A 16,420-nucleotide genomic window follows, 5' to 3' on the forward strand; every position below is an offset into this window, starting at 1 on the left:
GCGAGCAGGCTCGTTCCCACAAGAAAGCGCAGTACCCGTGGGAGCGGGCTTGCCCGCGATAGCGGTCGATCAGTCAATGGAAAGGCTGAAATGACCGCTACTTTTCGGCTCACACCCGGACCATTTCCAACTACGCTGAACCCCGCGCATGAACTCTCTTCGGTCGATCACGTCTGATAGGAGGAAATGCGCCCCGACTCGCGTTAAACTGCGCGGGTTTTTAGCCCCCCATTCCTCCGGAGCCTTCCATGTCCCGCGTTACCTTGAGTCGCTATTTGATTGAGCAGACCCGTAGCAACAACACTCCTGCCGATCTGCGCTTCCTGATCGAAGTGGTGGCGCGTGCCTGCAAGGAGATCAGCCACGCCGTTTCCAAAGGCGCCCTGGGCGGCGTTCTGGGCAGCATGGGCACTGAAAACGTCCAGGGCGAAGTGCAGAAGAAGCTCGACGTTCTGTCCAACGAGATCCTGCTGGAAGCCAACGAATGGGGCGGTCACCTGGCTGGCATGGCGTCCGAAGAAATGGACAACGCTTACCAGATCCCGGGCAAATACCCGAAGGGTGCCTACCTGCTGGTATTCGACCCGCTGGACGGTTCGTCGAACATCGACATCAACGCGCCGGTCGGTACGATCTTCTCGGTGCTGCGTTGCCCGAGCGAATACCTGAGCCAGAACGAAGCCCTGAACGAAAAGGCCTTCCTGCAGCCAGGCACCCAGCAAGTTGCCGCCGGTTATGCCATCTACGGTCCGCAGACCATGCTGGTGCTGACCCTGGGCGACGGCGTCAAAGGTTTCACCCTGGACCGCGAAATGGGCAGCTTCGTACTCACCCACGAAGACATCACCATTCCTGAAACCACCCAGGAATTCGCCATCAACATGTCCAACCAGCGTCACTGGGAAGCCCCGGTGCAACGCTACGTCAGCGAATTGCTGGCGGGCGAAGAAGGCCCGCTGAAAAAGAACTACAACATGCGCTGGGTCGCCGCGATGGTGGCTGACGTGCACCGCATCCTGACCCGTGGCGGTCTGTTCATGTACCCACGCGACAGCCGCGAGCCATCGAAGCCGGGCAAACTGCGCCTGATGTACGAAGCCAACCCGATGTCGTTCCTGGTGGAACAGGCGGGCGGCGCGTCCACCGACGGCCACCAGCGCATCCTCGACATCAAGCCTGACGGCCTGCACCAGCGTGTTGCGGTGTTCCTCGGCTCGAAAGAAGAAGTTGCACGTGTCACGGGTTACCACAAGGAATAATCCATGAACGCGCCCTGGCAGCCGTTGCTCGAATGGTGGTTCGGTAAAGCCGAATCTTCCAGGGAGGTGGCGGCTGACAAGGGCACGTTATGGTTCGGCAAGCGTGACAGCCAGGACCTCGAAGCGCGCACGCGTTTCGGGGGCCAGGTCGAGCAGGCGCTGACCGGCGGTTTGACCGATTGGGCGCAATGCCCCGAAGGTTGGCTGGCTCTGGTGCTGCTACTCGATCAACTCCCGCGAATGATCTTTCGCGACTCCCCCAAGGCTTTTTCCGGCGACATCAGGGCTCAGGCGCTGGTAGCGCAAGGCATGGCTGCGGACTTCGATCGCCAGTTGCGCCCCATTCAGCGGGTGTTCATCTACCTGGTGTTCGAACACAGCGAACATCTGGCGGTACAGAACGAAGGTGTCTCGCGTTACATCGAACTGGTGGCGCAACAGCCGGACGTCGATCGGGCGCTGTTTGCCGACTATCTGGATTACGCCGAAAAGCATCAGAAAGTGATTGCGCAGTTTGGACGGTTTCCCCATCGCAATGCGGTGTTGGGGCGGGCGTCTACGGCTGAGGAGTTGGCGTTTCTGTCGAAGCCGGGGTCACGGTTCTAGGTTTTTGGGGCGGCGGCTGCCATCGCCAGCAGGCTGGCTCCCACATTTGATCTGTGGCGCTCACAAATCCCCTGTGGGAGCTAGCCTGCTAGCGATTGTGCCGGTAGCAGCACCTCAGATTCTGAAACTACCCACCAGGTGCTTCAATCGCACCGCCTGCTGCTCCAGGTCTGAACACGCGCGCAAATCCCCTGTGGGAGCTAGCCTGCTAGCGATTGTGCCGGTAGCAGCACCTCAGATTCTGAAACTACCCACCAGGTGCTTCAATCGCGCCGCCTGCTGTTCCAGGTCTGAACACGCTCACAAATCCCCTGTGGGAGCTAGCCTGCTAGCGATTGTGCCGGTAGCAGCACCTCAGATTCTGAAACTACCTACAAGATGCTTCAATCGCACCGCCTGCTGCTCCAGGTCTGAACACGCGCGCAAAGTCGCCTGCAGGTTCTCCACACCTTCCTGGTTCAGCGTGTTGATCTCGGTGATGTCGACGTTGATCGATTCCACCACGGCTGTCTGTTCTTCGGTTGCCGTGGCGACCGACTGGTTCATGCCGTCGATTTCGCCGATGCGCTGGGTCACGCTGCCCAGGCGTTCTCCGGCCTGGTTGGCGATGCCGACACTGCTTTCGCTCTGGCGCTGACTGTCGGTCATGATGGTGACCGCTTCCCGGGCGCCGACCTGCAGTTCTTCGATCATCTTCTGCACTTGCTGCGCCGAATCCTGAGTGCGATGGGCGAGGTTGCGCACCTCATCGGCCACCACTGCAAACCCGCGTCCGGCTTCACCGGCACGCGCCGCTTCAATGGCAGCGTTCAGCGCCAGCAGGTTGGTCTGCTGGGAGATGCTGGTGATCACGTCCAGAATCTGCCCGATGTTGACGGTGTTGCTGTTGAGCGTCTCGATGTTGCCGCACGAATCGCTGATCTTCGCCGAGAGCTGCTGCATCGCGCTGATGGTTTTGTCCACCACCTGCTGGCCGTCTTCGGCCAGGCTACGGGCATCGCTCGAATGCTGGGAGGCGAGGGCAGCGTTCTGGGCGATTTCCTGGGCGGCGGCGCCGAGCTGGTTGATCGCCGCAGCGACACTGCTGGTGCGCGAGGCCTGCTGGTCGGAGTTGAACATCGACGAGTTCGAGGCGGCCACCACACGCAGCGCCACTTCGTTGACCTGGCCGGTGGCCGAGGACACTTCGATGATCGAGGTGTGAATGCGTTCGACAAAGCGGTTGAATGACAGCCCCAGCGCGCCGAATTCGTCGTGACCGTGAATGGTCAGGCGTTTGGTCAGATCTCCTTCGCCTTCGGCGATGTCATGCATGGCGCGACCCATGGCCAGCAACGGCTGCATCAGGAAACTGATCAGCATGCTCAGCAACGCGATGATGATCACCACGGCAATCACCATGGCGATGAGCGCCGAGGTGCGGAATTCGCTGAGCATCGAGAACGCGGTGTCCTGGTCCAGCACCAGCGCCACATACCAATCCGCCGAAGGCACGCCGTTGACGTGGGTGAACGAGATGAACTGTTTCTTTGCGTCGACCTCGATTTCTTTCAGGCCCGGGCTGACTCTCGGCACACCGTTGGGGTAGGCATCGGCCAGGTTTTTGAGCACCAGTTTGCTGTCCGGGTGGATCAGGATCTTGCCGTCGGCGCTGACAATGAAGGCATGGCCATGACCGCCGAAGTTCAGCGAGTTGATGATTGCACTGATGCTGGACAGGTCGATGTCGGCGCCGGCGACGCCGATCATCTGGCCCTGGCGTTGTACCGGGGTCGCGACGGTGATCACCAGTTTGCCCGACGAGGCGGAGATATACGGTTCGGTGACGATGGTCTGCTGCGCGCCGGTGGCCGCCTTGTACCAGCCACGGGCGCGCGGATCGTAGTCCGCCGCACGGTTACCGGTCGGGACAGAGAACATGACGCCGTCGGCACCGCCGAAGTAGCTCAGCTGGAAGTTGCCGGTATAGGCGGGCAAGTCGATGATGCGTTTCAGGCTGGTGGGGGCGCTGCCATCGGCGCTGACCTGTTGGGCCATCGATTGCAGCAACTGTATGCGGCTTTCCAGCCAGGTCTGAATATTACGGGTGGTCAGGCTGCCGAGTTCCTGCATCGAGGCTTCGGTGCTGTTATGCAGCGTTTGACGCTGGCGATAGTCGTTGAACAGGATGAAACAAGCGAATGCAACGGCCACCACGAGGGCAGCAGCCAACAAAATCTTGTGGCTGAACTTCATGTTTCTGGTCATTAAATGAACTACCGCGGAAAGACAGGACAACAAAGGTGGGGGCAAGCGCCACGGTCGTGGGCTTTGCGCTGCCTTTTATGTCGACAGAGTGGCGCCAAAGATTAGACGCTTTTTTGCGAAACCCGACGAAATGCTCAAGAGCCAGGCGAAGTGGCTGAATCTTCGGCAATAGGCGGACGAGCGGCCCAATAAATAGGCGCTCGGCCAGGGAACCAGACAGGGGTTTTCTCTTCTAAGGTTCAGCTTGGCTGCCATGCCAATCCCCTTCACCCCTGGAGTTACACCATGTCGCTGCGATCCATTGCCTTGCTTTCGTTCTGCGTGCTGTTGGCTGCGTGCAGCAAGGTCAATCAGGAAAACTACTCGAAGCTCTCTGCCGGCATGTCCAAGGCCGACGTAGAAGTCTTGTTGGGCAAGCCGGCCGACTGCTCTGGCGCGCTGGGCATGTCCAGTTGCACCTGGGGTGACAAGAACAGTTTTATCAGCGTGCAGTATGCCGGTGACAAAGTGCTGATGTTTTCCGGCCAAGGCCTGAAGTAAACCGGGGCTATGTGCCCACGGGAGAAAAACAATGAAGCGGTTGTTGATAATGCTTTTTGCCGGCCTGGTATTGGCCGGCTGTGCCACTTCTGGCCAGGATCCGTTGGCGCCCAAGACCGCCAACAGCGTCAACCTCAAGCGTTACCAGGGCACCTGGTACGAGTTGGCACGTCTGCCGATGTATTTCCAGCGCGACTGTGCGCAATCCGAAGCCCACTACACGCTCAAGCCGGATGGCAACGTGGCGGTGCTGAACCGCTGTCTGACAGCGCAATGCCAATGGGAAGAGGTCAAGGGCACGGCTTATCCACAGGTGCCGGGCAAGACCGACAAATTGTGGGTCGAGTTCGATACCTGGTTTTCGAGGCTGATTCCGGGTGTGGCGAAGGGCGAGTACTGGGTGTTGTACGTCAGCGATGACTACAAGACCGCGATCGTCGGCGACCCGAGCCGACGTTACCTGTGGCTGCTGTCGCGCACGCCGACCGTCAATGGTGTGGTGCGTGAAGAACTGCTGAGCAAGGCGCGTCAGCAGGGATACGACACCACGCGGCTGATCTGGCGAGCGTCGGACACGCAGATGGCCAAGACCTCGAACTAATAGCACATGACCCTGTAGGAGCGAGCCTGCTCGCGATGGAGTAGCAGACACAACGATGTCGACTGACACACCATCACGAGCAAGCTCGCTCCCACAGGTTTTTGTGTCAGTTCAGAAGTTCGCGCAGCACCTGGGTGAAGGCACGGTTGCTTTCCTCTTCCCCGGCATGACGCCCGTCGCGCACGACCCACTGACCGTTCACCAGCACGTCCCGCACCTGACGGTCGCCACCGGCAAACAACCATCGGTTCAGAATCCCGTCGCCACTGGCCGTTGCCAGGTACGGATCGTTGCCGTCCAGCACCAGCCAATCCGCACGCTTGCCCACTTCCAGCGCACCGATCGGTTGTCCCAGCGCCTGAGCGCCGCCATCCAGCGCCGCGTCATACAGGGTGCGCCCGACCATGGGCTGATCCGCGCCATACAAGCGATTGCGCCGTTGATCGCGCAGACGCTGGCCGTATTCCAGCCAACGCAATTCTTCCACCACGCTCAATGACACATGGCTGTCGGAACCGATGCCCAGGCGTCCGCCTTGTGCGAGGAAGTCCACCGCCGGGAAAATCCCGTCGCCCAGGTTGGCTTCGGTGGTCAGGCACAGGCCGGCAATGGCGCGACTCTTGGCCATCAGCGTGACTTCTTCCGGGTTGGCGTGGGTGGCGTGGACCAGGCACCAGCGCTGATCGACTTCGGTATTTTCGTACAGCCATTGCAGCGGGCGGCGACCGCTCCAGGTCAGGCAGTCGTCGACTTCTTTTTGCTGTTCGGCGATGTGGATGTGCACCGGGCACTTCTTGTCGCTGGCGGCCAACACTTCGCTGATCTGCTGCGGTGTCACCGCGCGCAGCGAGTGGAAACACAGGCCCAGCGACTGGGCCGGTTGCTGCGCCAGAATCGGCCGCAGGCGCGATTGCAGCTTGAGGTAGCTGTCGGTGCTGTTGATGAAGCGGCGCTGGCCCTCGTTCGGCGTCTGGCCACCGAAGCCGGAGTGGCTGTAGAGCACCGGCAGCAGGGTCAAACCGATACCGGCGGAACGGGCGGCCTGGCTGATACGCAGGGCCAGTTCGGCCGGGTCGGCGTAAGGCTGGCCGTTGTTGTCGTGGTGGACGTAATGAAATTCCGCCACCGAGGTGTACCCGGCCTTGAGCATTTCGATGTACAGCTGACGGGCGATGTCGCCGAGTTGTTCCGGGCTGATTTTTCCGACGAGGCGATACATCAAGTCGCGCCAGGTCCAGAAACTGTCGTTCGGATTCCCCGCCACTTCCGCCAGCCCGGCCATGGCCCGCTGGAAGGCGTGAGAGTGCAGGTTCGGCATGCCGGGCAAGAGCGGACCGCTCAGCCGTTCGGCGCCTTCTGCGTGGGAATCGGCCTGGATTTGGGTCAAGACGCCATCGGCGCTGACCTCAAGACGTACATTGTTGGCCCATCCACTAGGCAGCAGCGCGCGTTCGGCAAAGAAGGCGGACATGGTTCAGCACCCCATCGTGTGTTATTTGTATATACATATACAGACGTTTGCCTGCCCGGTAAACTCCGGCAAGCTAGCAACCCTATTCAAACGAACAAGGATTAACCGTGCCGACTCCGCCTCCAGTCTCTCCGTTGGCCGCGAACATGGGCGACAGTCCGGCGCCCTTGTACGCCCGCGTCAAACAAATGATTACCCAGCAAATCGACAGTGGAAACTGGCCGCCGCACTACCGCGTTCCGTCGGAAAGCGAGCTGGTCAATCAGTTGGGCTTCAGCCGCATGACCATCAACCGCGCCCTGCGCGAGATGACCGCTGACGGTCTGCTGGTGCGCATGCAAGGCGTCGGCACGTTCGTCGCCGAGCCGAAAAGCCAGTCCGCGCTGTTTGAAGTGCACAACATTGCCGATGAAATCGCTTCCCGAGGCCATCGCCACACGTGCAAGGTCATCACCCTGGAAGAAGAGGCCGCCGGCTCGGAACGCGCCCTGGCCCTCGACATGCGCGAAGGGCAGAAAGTCTTCCATTCGTTGATCGTGCATTTCGAGAACGATATCCCGGTGCAAATCGAAGACCGCTTCGTCAATGCGCTGGTGGCGCCGGATTACCTCAAGCAGGACTTCACCCTGCAAACGCCTTACGCCTACCTCAACCAGGTCGCGCCGCTGACCGAAGGCGAGCATGTGGTCGAGGCCATTCTGGCCGAGCCGTCCGAATGCAAATTGCTGCAGATCGAAAAAGGCGAGCCGTGCCTGCTAATTCGTCGCCGCACCTGGTCCGGCCGTCAGCCGGTAACGGCCGCCCGTTTGATCCACCCTGGTTCCCGTCATCGTCTGGAAGGCCGGTTTCATAAATGAATGAGTTGAAAGTTTTACGCGCCAAGGATTACCCGCGCATGCCCTGGAAAAACGGCGGCGGCAGCACTGAAGAAATCAGCCGCGATGCCGGCACCGGCCTGGACGGCTTCGGCTGGCGCCTGTCGATTGCCGACATCGGTGAGTCGGGCGGTTTCTCAACTTTCGCCGGTTACGAGCGGATCATCACCGTGTTGCAGGGCGACGGCATGACGTTGTCGGTGGACGGCCAGAACACGCGACCGCTGTTACCGCTCGACCCGTTTGCCTTCAGTGGCGAGAGCAAAGTGACCTGCGCGCTGCTCGGTGGAGCGATCCGCGATTTCAACCTGATCTATGCGCCGCAGCGCTACCGTGCACGGTTGCAGTGGCTGGCCGGCGAGCAGCGGTTTTTCAGCGAGGCCAGCACACTGCTGGTGTTCAGCGTGAGCGAGCAATCTGACGTATCGGTCGATCACCGCGTCCAGCCATTGGGGCTCCATGATTGCCTGCAGCTGGAGGCCAATGACGGGTTGCTGGACGTCACCATCAAGGGTTTGTGCTGCGTGATCGAACTCACCTCGCGCGGCTGATCCCGATTACTCCCGTTCGAGGGTAAAGCCTCGAACGGTTGCCTCCAGTTCACTCGACATCCTTTTCAGCGCCTGGATGGTTTTCACCACGTCCTGTTGTGCCACGACATTCTCCTCGACCCGCTGCGCCACGGTTTCCACATTGCGTGCCACGTCTTCGCTGGCTTCGCGCTGTTCCTGCAAGGCATGGGAAATCTGGCTGACGGCGTTAAGTGACGCATCGAGCACGGCCTTGACGTCATTCATCGACGCGCCCGCGCTGTCGATCAGCTGCTGACCCTGAAGCACCCGCTCGCGGCCCGTGTTCATGCTGCTGCTGGCTTTTCGCATGCCGCTTTGAATGGTGCTCACCAGCACCACAATCTCGGCGGTGGAACGGGTCGTGCGGGTCGCCAGCTCCCGCACCTCGTCGGCCACCACGGCAAACCCGCGACCTTGCTCACCGGCCCGCGACGCCTCGATGGCGGCATTGAGGGCGAGCAGGTTGGTCTGTTCGGCAATGCTGTGGATCACGTCGACAATGTTCCCGATGGCGTTGGAGTGCTGGGTCAATTGATCGATTTCACTCGACGTCTGGGTCACCAGTTGGGCGATCTGCTGCATCTCGATGATAGAGCGGTCCATGCTGGCAATGCCCAGGGCAGTGATCTGCTCGGCCTTTTGTGTGGTGTCGTGGGCCTGCGCGGCGTTTTCGGCGATGTGCGTAATGTTGGCTGACATCTGCTCTGCCGCGGCGGCAATGGAAGAGGTCGCGCCATTTTGCTCGGCGGCCTGCTTCAGCCCTTGCTCGGCCGAAATGCACAGGTTCAGAGTCGAGGACTCGATGTGCCGCGAGGCCTCGCGTACCTTGCCGATCATGCTGGCCAGGCTGCGCCGCATGGCCTCGACCGATTGCATGACACCTGTGGGGCTCGCGTTGCCGATCGCCGGATCGCCGAGCATGCCCTGGGCAATCCGTGTGCTGATATTGGCCAGTTCGTGGGGCTCGGCGCCCAGGTATCGCGCCAGTCTGGCACCGAACAGCAGCGCATAAAGGCTGCCACACAACAGTGCGAAGGCCAGGACCCCGGCCATCAGCCTGATGTTGACCTCGTAAAGTGCCTCGCTGAGTTCGAACTGTTGGCGAGCTTCTTTCAGTTGAGCATCCGTCAGTTGCGAAAACAGTGAGGTCAGCGGGTCGATCAAGGGGTACAGCTGGTGTGCGGCGAAATCCTCCAGGCGCTGACTGGAGGCGTCGTTGAGGTTCAAGACCGCCTGCAATCGCTGGAGCGGCGCTTCGGTGGCCTGCATCAGCGGCGTGATTTCGTTGATCAGTCGCAGCTCTTCATCAATCAGGCGGGTCGACAGGTAGGTGCGCCAGAGTGGATCGATCTCAAGCATTGCCTGGCGTATCTGTTGCGCCGCCTCGACGCCACTGTGGATGCCATCGCGGGCCTTGTGGATGGCATCGACGATCTGGACGGAATACAGCTCGGAAATTTTCTTCAGGTCCTGTTGCGGGATGACCCGGTCGAGGTAAACCGTTTCCAGTCCCTGGACCGTAGCGCGCATGCCGTACAGGCCCAGTGCGCCGATGCCGGTCACGCTGCTCAGCAGGATGCCGGCCAGCAACAGGAGATGGGTTTTGACTTTCCATTGTTTCATTGCGCGTTCCTCGCAGGAGTGACTTCAGGGGGCTTGCTCGTGAAGTCGGCGAGGATCATTGGAGGTGGAGTCGGACGCTTCTGATGAGGTTGTAGGGTGTTTCTGGAATGCGCTTAATTGGGCATCACGTGTTACCGAACGCCCCAACGTGGCGCAAAACCACGTTGCAGTAACCGCCGTCACCCCCGCAAAAAATCCCCGCGAAAAATTTTATCTACGCCAGAACCCGCGATTCAGGCGCTCTCCAGTCGTTTCAGAGTTTTTCTTGAATGCCTGTCCAGAAAGTTGGCCGCTTGATTGCATATGCTTGTATGTACAAGTAAAGACGTATGCGTATGAGTCGATCGAGACTCTCCGCAGCGTCCACTGATTCGCTTGTCGCGCAACGATGCGCACAGGCTGGCTTGCCCCCTGCCAGGGTTGGTTTGAATTGATCGCTGAGGAGTCTTTTTCGTGACTGACAATACCCAGAAACCTACGAAATACCGTGACGTCGAAATCCGCGCTGCCCGCGGCAACAAGCTGACCGCCAAGAGCTGGCTGACCGAAGCGCCGCTGCGCATGCTGATGAACAACCTCGACCCGGAAGTGGCCGAGAACCCGAAGGAACTGGTGGTTTACGGTGGTATCGGTCGTGCGGCGCGTAACTGGGAGTGCTATGACAAAATCGTCGAGAGCCTGACCCACCTGAACGACGACGAGACCCTGCTGGTGCAATCCGGCAAGCCGGTCGGCGTGTTCAAGACCCACACCAACGCCCCGCGCGTATTGATCGCCAACTCCAACCTGGTGCCGCACTGGGCGAACTGGGAACACTTCAACGAACTGGACGCCAAAGGCCTGGCCATGTACGGCCAGATGACCGCCGGCAGCTGGATCTACATCGGCAGCCAGGGCATCGTCCAGGGCACCTACGAAACCTTCGTCGAAGCGGGTCGCCAGCACTACAACGATGACCTGAAGGGCAAGTGGGTCCTGACCGCCGGCCTGGGTGGCATGGGCGGCGCCCAGCCTCTGGCCGCCACCCTGGCTGGCGCTTGCTCGCTGAACATCGAATGCCAACAGGTGAGCATCGATTTCCGTCTGAAAAGCCGCTATGTCGATGAGCAAGCCAAAGACCTCGACGACGCGCTGGCTCGCATCGAAAAATACACCGCCGAAGGCAAGGCCATCTCCATCGCGCTGCTGGGCAACGCCGCGGAAATTCTGCCGGAACTGGTCCGTCGCGGTGTGCGTCCGGACATGGTCACCGACCAGACCAGCGCCCACGACCCGCTCAATGGCTACCTGCCAGCCGGCTGGACCTGGGAGCAATACCGCGCTCGCGCCAAGACCGAACCTGCTGCCGTGATCAAGGCCGCCAAGCAATCGATGGCGGTGCACGTCAAAGCGATGCTCGACTTCCAGAAGCAAGGCATCCCGACCTTCGACTACGGCAACAACATCCGCCAGATGGCCCAGGAAGAAGGCGTTGAAAACGCCTTCGATTTCCCGGGCTTCGTACCGGCGTACATCCGTCCGCTGTTCTGCCGTGGCATCGGCCCGTTCCGTTGGGCGGCACTGTCGGGCGATCCGCAAGACATCTACAAGACCGACGCCAAGGTCAAGGAACTGATCCCGGACGACGCCCACCTGCACAACTGGCTGGACATGGCTCGCGAGCGCATCAGCTTCCAGGGCCTGCCGGCACGTATCTGCTGGGTCGGCCTGGGCCTGCGCGCCAAACTCGGCTTGGCGTTCAACGAAATGGTACGCAGCGGCGAGCTGTCGGCGCCGATCGTGATCGGTCGCGACCACCTCGATTCCGGCTCGGTTGCTAGCCCGAACCGTGAAACCGAATCGATGCAGGATGGTTCCGATGCCGTGTCCGACTGGCCACTGCTCAACGCCCTGCTGAACACCGCGAGCGGCGCGACCTGGGTGTCCTTGCACCACGGCGGCGGTGTCGGCATGGGCTTCTCCCAGCACTCGGGCATGGTGATTGTCTGCGACGGTACCGACGAAGCGGCCGAGCGTATCGCTCGCGTGCTGCACAACGACCCGGCCACCGGTGTCATGCGTCACGCCGATGCCGGTTACCAGATCGCCATTGATTGCGCCAAGGAACAGGGCCTGAACCTGCCGATGATCACCGGCAAGTAATGCTTGCCCCTGTAGGAGCGAGCCTGCTCGCGATGGTGTGTCAGTCGACACAGCGCTGAATGACACTCCATCGCGAGCGGGCTCGCTCCTACAGGGGAGCCCACCCACCCACAATAACAATCCACAGAGGTTGAACCATGGCTGTCAGCAGCGAACGTGCTGGTAACAAACCGTTGATCGAAAAGCGTTCGATCGACTACATCCCGGAGGCGGAAAGACACGGTCGTCTGTTGAGCCAGTTCACCCTGTGGATGGGTGCCAACCTGCAAATCACCGCGATTGTCACCGGGGCCCTGGCCGTGGTGTTGGGCGGTGACGTGTTCTGGTCGTTGATCGGTCTGTTGATCGGTCAACTGCTCGGCGGCGCCGTCATGGCCCTGCATGCCGCGCAAGGGCCCAAGCTTGGCCTGCCGCAGATGATCTCCAGCCGTGTGCAGTTCGGCGTTTATGGCGCGGCCATCCCGATCGTGCTGGTCTGTTTGATGTACCTCGGTTTCACGGCAACGGGAACCGTGCTTTCCGGCCAGGCGCTGGGCCAGTTGTTTGGCGTCAGCGACAGCGTCGGCATCCTGCTTTTCGCCAGTGTCATCGTGCTGGTCACGGTGCTTGGTTATCGAGTGATCCATTGGATCGGCCGTGTTGCCAGTGTCATTGGCGTGATTGCCTTTGTTTATCTGTTCAGCCGTTTGATGAGCCAGGTTGACGTTGGCGCGCTGTTGCAAATCCGCCACTTCAGTTGGAGCAGCTTCCTGCTGGCGGTATCGCTCGCGGCGTCCTGGCAGATCGCTTTCGGCCCTTACGTGGCTGACTATTCCCGCTACTTGCCGAGCAAGATTTCCTCGGTAAAAACCTTTTTCGCCGCGGGTGCGGGTTCGGTCATTGGCGCACAGGTGGCGATGGTCCTTGGCGTGTTCGCCGCCGCGTCGGCCAACGGGCAATTCGCCGGCCATGAAGTGGCCTACATCGTGGGTCTGGGCGGTACCGGTGCCACTGCTGCGCTGCTGTACTTCAGCATCGCGTTCGGCAAGGTCACCATTTCCACGCTGAACTCCTACGGCAGCTTCATGTGCATCGCGACCATCATCAGCGGTTTCCGGGGTGACCTGAAGGTCACGCGCTTGCAGCGTCTGGTCTTCGTGCTGGTCATTGTCGGTGCCGCGACCCTGATGGCGTTGCTCGGTCAGCACTCGTTCCTCGGTGCGTTCAAGTCCTTCATCCTGTTCCTGCTGGCGTTCTTTACGCCATGGAGCGCGATCAACCTGGTGGACTACTACTGCATCACCCGCGAGCGTTACGACGTGCCGGCGCTGGCCGACCCGAAGGGTCGCTACGGTCGTTGGAACGTCCTCGGCATCAGCGTCTATGTTTTCGGTGTGCTGGTGCAGTTGCCGTTCATTTCCACCAAGTTCTACACCGGCTCGCTGGTCGCCGCCCTGGGTGATGTGGATATTTCCTGGATCATCGGTCTGGTGCTGCCGGCAGCCCTGTATTACGTGTGTGCGAAAAAATGGCACGGCACAGTGCCCGATCACCTGATTCTGCCGGTCGAGCAGAACAGCGTTGTACAACCTGAAACACGTGGGGCCGGCCGCGCTGCGGCGCAGGCCTGATTGGACGTTGCCAGGGCTGGATGCCTCTTGACTGCCGTAAGCCAATTCATGATTAGGAGCGTCACAACAATGAAATCGAACAAGACCCTGCTGACCACTTTGATTTCCATGGGCCTGCTGGCCAGCGCCGGCGCCACTCAGGCGGCGGGTTGGTGCGAGTCGGGTAAACCGGTGAAATTTGCCGGCCTGAACTGGGAAAGCGCCATGCTCCTGACCGACGTGCTGCAAGTCGTGTTGGAGAAAGGCTACGACTGTAAGACCGACAGCCTGCCGGGCAACTCCATCACCATGGAAAACGCCCTGAGCAGCAACGACATCCAAGTATTTGCCGAAGAGTGGGTCGGCCGCAGTGAGGTCTGGAACAAGGCCGAGAAGGCCGGCAAAGTCGTCGGTGTGGGCGCTCCAGTCGTGGGCGCTGTCGAAGGCTGGTACGTGCCGCGCTACGTGATCGAAGGCGATGCCAAGCGCAAGCTGGAAGCCAAGGCGCCGGATCTGAAAGCCATTGCCGATCTGGGTAAATACTCGGCGGTTTTCAAGGACGCCGAAGAACCGTCCAAGGGCCGTTTCTACAACTGCCCGGCCGGCTGGACCTGCGAGCTCGACAACAGTGAAATGCTGAAAAGCTACGGCCTGGAAAGCAGCTACACCAACTTCCGCCCAGGCACCGGCCCGGCGCTGGATGCTGCCGTATTGTCGAGCTACAAGCGTGGCGAGCCGATCCTGTTCTACTACTGGTCGCCAACGCCGCTGATGGGCCAGGTCGACGTGGTCAAACTGGAAGAAAAACCAGGCGTCGACAAGACCGTGAGCATCAAGGTCGGCCTGTCCAAGACGTTCCATGACGAAGCGCCAGAACTGGTGGCCGTGCTGGAAAAGGTCAACCTGCCGATCGACCTGCTGAACCAGAACCTGGGTCGCATGACCAAGGAGCGGATCGAGTCGCCAAAACTGGCCAAGATCTTCCTGAAGGAACATCCTGAAGTCTGGCATGCATGGGTGAGCGAAGACGCAGCCAAAAAGATCGACGCGGCCTTGTAGGTTAAGCCTCTCCGACTGCCGGCAGCGGCAGTCGGGTGCTTGATCGCAACCCCTTGATTGAGAGCCTCTTATGTTTCCCGAAAGCTTTACCTTTTCCATCGCCGACTGGGTCAACGGTTGGGTCGATTCACTGGTCACCAACTACGGCGACGTGTTCCGGCACATCTCCGACACCCTGTTGTGGGCCATCGTCAATCTCGAAAGCCTGCTGCGCGCTGCGCCCTGGTGGCTGATGCTGGCCATCGTGGCGGGCGTGGCCTGGCACGCGACCCGTAAGGTCGTGACCACCGTGGTGATCGTCGGCTTGTTGTTCCTGGTAGGGGCGGTCGGCCTCTGGGACAAGCTGATGCAAACCCTGGCGCTGATGATGGTGGCGACGATCATCTCGGTGTTGATCGGCATTCCGCTGGGCATTCTTTCGGCGCGCAGCAATCGCCTGCGTTCGGTGCTGATGCCGTTGCTGGACATCATGCAGACCATGCCGAGCTTCGTGTACCTGATCCCGGTGCTGATGCTGTTCGGCCTGGGCAAGGTCCCGGCGATTTTCGCCACAGTGATCTACGCCGCACCGCCGCTGATCCGTCTGACCGATCTGGGTATCCGCCAGGTCGACGGCGAAGTGATGGAGGCGATCAACGCCTTCGGTGCCAACCGCTGGCAGCAACTGTTCGGCGTGCAACTGCCGCTGGCCCTGCCGAGCATCATGGCGGGTATCAACCAGACCACCATGATGGCCCTGTCGATGGTGGTGATCGCCTCGATGATCGGCGCCCGTGGCCTGGGTGAAGACGTGCTGGTGGGGATTCAGACCCTCAACGTCGGACGTGGCCTGGAAGCCGGTCTGGCGATCGTGATTCTGGCAGTGGTGATCGACCGCATTACACAAGCGTACGGTCGCGCACGGCATGAGGTGAGCAAATGAACATGGCTACCGTGAGCAAGATCGAAGTCAAAAACGTCTTCAAGATTTTCGGCAACCGTGCCAAGGACGCGCTGGCCATGGTTGGCCAGGGCAAGACCAAGGATCAAGTGCTGGCCGAAACCGGCTGCGTGGTGGGTGTGAACGACCTGTCGTTGAGCATCGGTAGCGGCGAGATCTTCGTGATCATGGGCCTGTCGGGTTCCGGCAAATCCACCCTGGTACGCCACTTCAACCGCCTGATCGATCCGACCAGCGGCGCGATCCTGGTGGACGGCGTGGACATCCTGCAATACGACATGGAAGCCCTGCGCGAATTTCGTCGGCGCAAAATCAGCATGGTGTTCCAGAGCTTCGGCCTGTTGCCGCACAAGACCGTGCTGGACAATGTCGCCTACGGCCTGAAAATCCGTGGCGAGAGCAAGCAGATGTGCGCCGAGCGCGCGCTGCACTGGATCAACACCGTGGGCCTCAAGGGCTACGAAAACAAATACCCGCACCAGCTCTCGGGCGGCATGCGTCAGCGTGTGGGTCTGGCCCGTGCATTGGCGGCGGACACCGACATCATCTTGATGGACGAAGCCTTCAGTGCGCTTGACCCGCTGATTCGCGCCGAAATGCAGGACCAGTTGCTGGAACTGCAAAAGACCCTGCACAAGACCATCGTGTTCATCACCCACGACCTCGACGAGGCCGTTCGCATCGGCAACCGCATCGCGATCCTCAAGGACGGCCGCCTGATCCAGGTCGGCACGCCGAAAGAGATCCTGCATTCGCCAGCCGATGAGTATGTCGACCGCTTCGTGCAGCGTCGGGCGGCGGTGGTTTAAGAGATTTTGCGGTGAGTGAGCTGGCCTCTTCGCTGGCAAGCCAGCTCCCACAGCAATAGGTTGTGTTGCACAGAGGGTGTGCACACC

14 protein-coding genes and 1 pseudogene are annotated in these 16,420 nt (G+C 60.5%); 11 read left to right on the plus strand and 4 right to left on the minus strand.

From position 1 onward, the window contains the following. Positions 1-248 precede the first annotated feature (248 nt). Entirely contained in the window at positions 249-1,259 is a 1,011-nt protein-coding gene (locus GQ39_RS26675; RefSeq protein ID WP_047536368.1) for a class 1 fructose-bisphosphatase, read from the plus strand. A 3-nt stretch (positions 1,260-1,262) separates the two neighbouring features. Beyond that, positions 1,263-1,865 (plus strand): DUF924 family protein, encoded by a 603-nt coding sequence (locus GQ39_RS26680; RefSeq protein ID WP_047536370.1) that lies wholly within the window; start codon positions 1,263-1,265, stop codon positions 1,863-1,865. Between the two features lie 354 nt (positions 1,866-2,219). Here GQ39_RS26680 and GQ39_RS33895 read toward each other — a convergent pair whose 3' ends face one another. Then, complete coding sequence (locus tag GQ39_RS33895; protein ID WP_442961752.1) at positions 2,220-2,984, minus strand: methyl-accepting chemotaxis protein; 765 nt, start codon at positions 2,982-2,984, stop codon at positions 2,220-2,222. A 93-nt stretch (positions 2,985-3,077) separates the two neighbouring features. Beyond that, positions 3,078-4,112: pseudogene (locus tag GQ39_RS33900) on the minus strand (HAMP domain-containing protein); the annotation flags it as partial. A 285-nt stretch (positions 4,113-4,397) separates the two neighbouring features. On the opposite strand from GQ39_RS33900, the gene GQ39_RS26690 reads away from it, so the two are divergent. Continuing rightward, a complete protein-coding gene (locus GQ39_RS26690; RefSeq protein WP_047536373.1) occupies positions 4,398-4,652 on the plus strand; it encodes a lipoprotein in 255 nt (84 codons plus the stop codon). Between the two features lie 31 nt (positions 4,653-4,683). Then, entirely contained in the window at positions 4,684-5,253 is a 570-nt protein-coding gene (locus GQ39_RS26695) for a lipocalin family protein (protein ID WP_047536375.1), read from the plus strand. Between the two features lie 106 nt (positions 5,254-5,359). Here GQ39_RS26695 and GQ39_RS26700 read toward each other — a convergent pair whose 3' ends face one another. Continuing rightward, on the minus strand, positions 5,360-6,724 hold the full coding sequence (locus tag GQ39_RS26700; protein ID WP_047536377.1) for a formimidoylglutamate deiminase: 1,365 nt from the start codon (positions 6,722-6,724) through the stop codon (positions 5,360-5,362). A 146-nt stretch (positions 6,725-6,870) separates the two neighbouring features. On the opposite strand from GQ39_RS26700, the gene hutC reads away from it, so the two are divergent. Continuing rightward, entirely contained in the window at positions 6,871-7,581 is a 711-nt protein-coding gene (gene hutC, locus GQ39_RS26705) for a histidine utilization repressor (RefSeq protein WP_161793960.1), read from the plus strand. Further along, entirely contained in the window at positions 7,578-8,150 is a 573-nt protein-coding gene (locus GQ39_RS26710; RefSeq protein ID WP_047536382.1) for a HutD/Ves family protein, read from the plus strand. The genes hutC and GQ39_RS26710 overlap by 4 nt, the downstream gene beginning before the upstream one ends. 6 nt (positions 8,151-8,156) lie before the next feature. Here the strand turns inward: GQ39_RS26710 and GQ39_RS26715 are convergent, their stop codons facing one another. Further along, the gene (locus tag GQ39_RS26715; protein ID WP_047536383.1) at positions 8,157-9,794 is read right to left on the minus strand and encodes a methyl-accepting chemotaxis protein; all 1,638 of its coding nucleotides are present in this window, start codon (positions 9,792-9,794) and stop codon (positions 8,157-8,159) included. 453 nt (positions 9,795-10,247) lie between these two features. Between GQ39_RS26715 and hutU the strand changes: the two genes are divergently transcribed. The 5 genes from hutU to GQ39_RS26740 all read left to right on the plus strand — a co-directional run bounded on the left by hutU (position 10,248) and on the right by GQ39_RS26740 (position 16,333). Continuing rightward, entirely contained in the window at positions 10,248-11,936 is a 1,689-nt protein-coding gene (hutU, locus tag GQ39_RS26720; RefSeq protein WP_047536385.1) for a urocanate hydratase, read from the plus strand. Positions 11,937-12,073: 137 nt separating this feature from the next. After that, positions 12,074-13,546, plus strand: coding sequence for a purine-cytosine permease family protein (locus GQ39_RS26725; RefSeq protein WP_047536387.1), 1,473 nt, complete (start codon positions 12,074-12,076; stop codon positions 13,544-13,546). Positions 13,547-13,615: 69 nt separating this feature from the next. Then, entirely contained in the window at positions 13,616-14,584 is a 969-nt protein-coding gene (locus tag GQ39_RS26730; RefSeq protein WP_047536389.1) for an ABC transporter substrate-binding protein, read from the plus strand. 70 nt (positions 14,585-14,654) lie between these two features. Beyond that, positions 14,655-15,506 carry an ABC transporter permease gene (locus tag GQ39_RS26735; protein ID WP_047536390.1) on the plus strand — a complete coding sequence of 284 codons (852 nt, stop codon included), beginning with the start codon at positions 14,655-14,657 and terminating at the stop codon, positions 15,504-15,506. Then, the gene (locus GQ39_RS26740; protein WP_052193646.1) at positions 15,503-16,333 is read left to right on the plus strand and encodes a quaternary amine ABC transporter ATP-binding protein; all 831 of its coding nucleotides are present in this window, start codon (positions 15,503-15,505) and stop codon (positions 16,331-16,333) included. The genes GQ39_RS26735 and GQ39_RS26740 overlap by 4 nt, the downstream gene beginning before the upstream one ends. The last annotated feature ends 87 nt before the right edge of the window (positions 16,334-16,420 follow it).

The organism is Pseudomonas sp. 11/12A, assembly GCF_000800055.1.
GTDB lineage: Bacteria > Pseudomonadota > Gammaproteobacteria > Pseudomonadales > Pseudomonadaceae > Aquipseudomonas > Aquipseudomonas mohnii.

Bases quoted from the DNA above. Each gene is read 5' to 3' on its own strand.
- GQ39_RS26675 (WP_047536368.1), top strand. From the start codon at position 249: ATGTCCCGCGTTACCTTGAGTCGCTATTTGATTGAGCAGACCCGTAGC.
- GQ39_RS26680 (WP_047536370.1), top strand. From the start codon at position 1,263: ATGAACGCGCCCTGGCAGCCGTTGCTCGAATGGTGGTTCGGTAAAGCC.
- GQ39_RS33895 (WP_442961752.1), bottom strand. From the start codon at position 2,984: ATGTTCAACTCCGACCAGCAGGCCTCGCGCACCAGCAGTGTCGCTGCG.
- GQ39_RS26690 (WP_047536373.1), top strand. From the start codon at position 4,398: ATGTCGCTGCGATCCATTGCCTTGCTTTCGTTCTGCGTGCTGTTGGCT.
- GQ39_RS26695 (WP_047536375.1), top strand. From the start codon at position 4,684: ATGAAGCGGTTGTTGATAATGCTTTTTGCCGGCCTGGTATTGGCCGGC.
- GQ39_RS26700 (WP_047536377.1), bottom strand. From the start codon at position 6,724: ATGTCCGCCTTCTTTGCCGAACGCGCGCTGCTGCCTAGTGGATGGGCC.
- hutC (WP_161793960.1), top strand. From the start codon at position 6,871: ATGGGCGACAGTCCGGCGCCCTTGTACGCCCGCGTCAAACAAATGATT.
- GQ39_RS26710 (WP_047536382.1), top strand. From the start codon at position 7,578: ATGAATGAGTTGAAAGTTTTACGCGCCAAGGATTACCCGCGCATGCCC.
- GQ39_RS26715 (WP_047536383.1), bottom strand. From the start codon at position 9,794: ATGAAACAATGGAAAGTCAAAACCCATCTCCTGTTGCTGGCCGGCATC.
- GQ39_RS26725 (WP_047536387.1), top strand. From the start codon at position 12,074: ATGGCTGTCAGCAGCGAACGTGCTGGTAACAAACCGTTGATCGAAAAG.
- GQ39_RS26730 (WP_047536389.1), top strand. From the start codon at position 13,616: ATGAAATCGAACAAGACCCTGCTGACCACTTTGATTTCCATGGGCCTG.
- GQ39_RS26735 (WP_047536390.1), top strand. From the start codon at position 14,655: ATGTTTCCCGAAAGCTTTACCTTTTCCATCGCCGACTGGGTCAACGGT.
- GQ39_RS26740 (WP_052193646.1), top strand. From the start codon at position 15,503: ATGAACATGGCTACCGTGAGCAAGATCGAAGTCAAAAACGTCTTCAAG.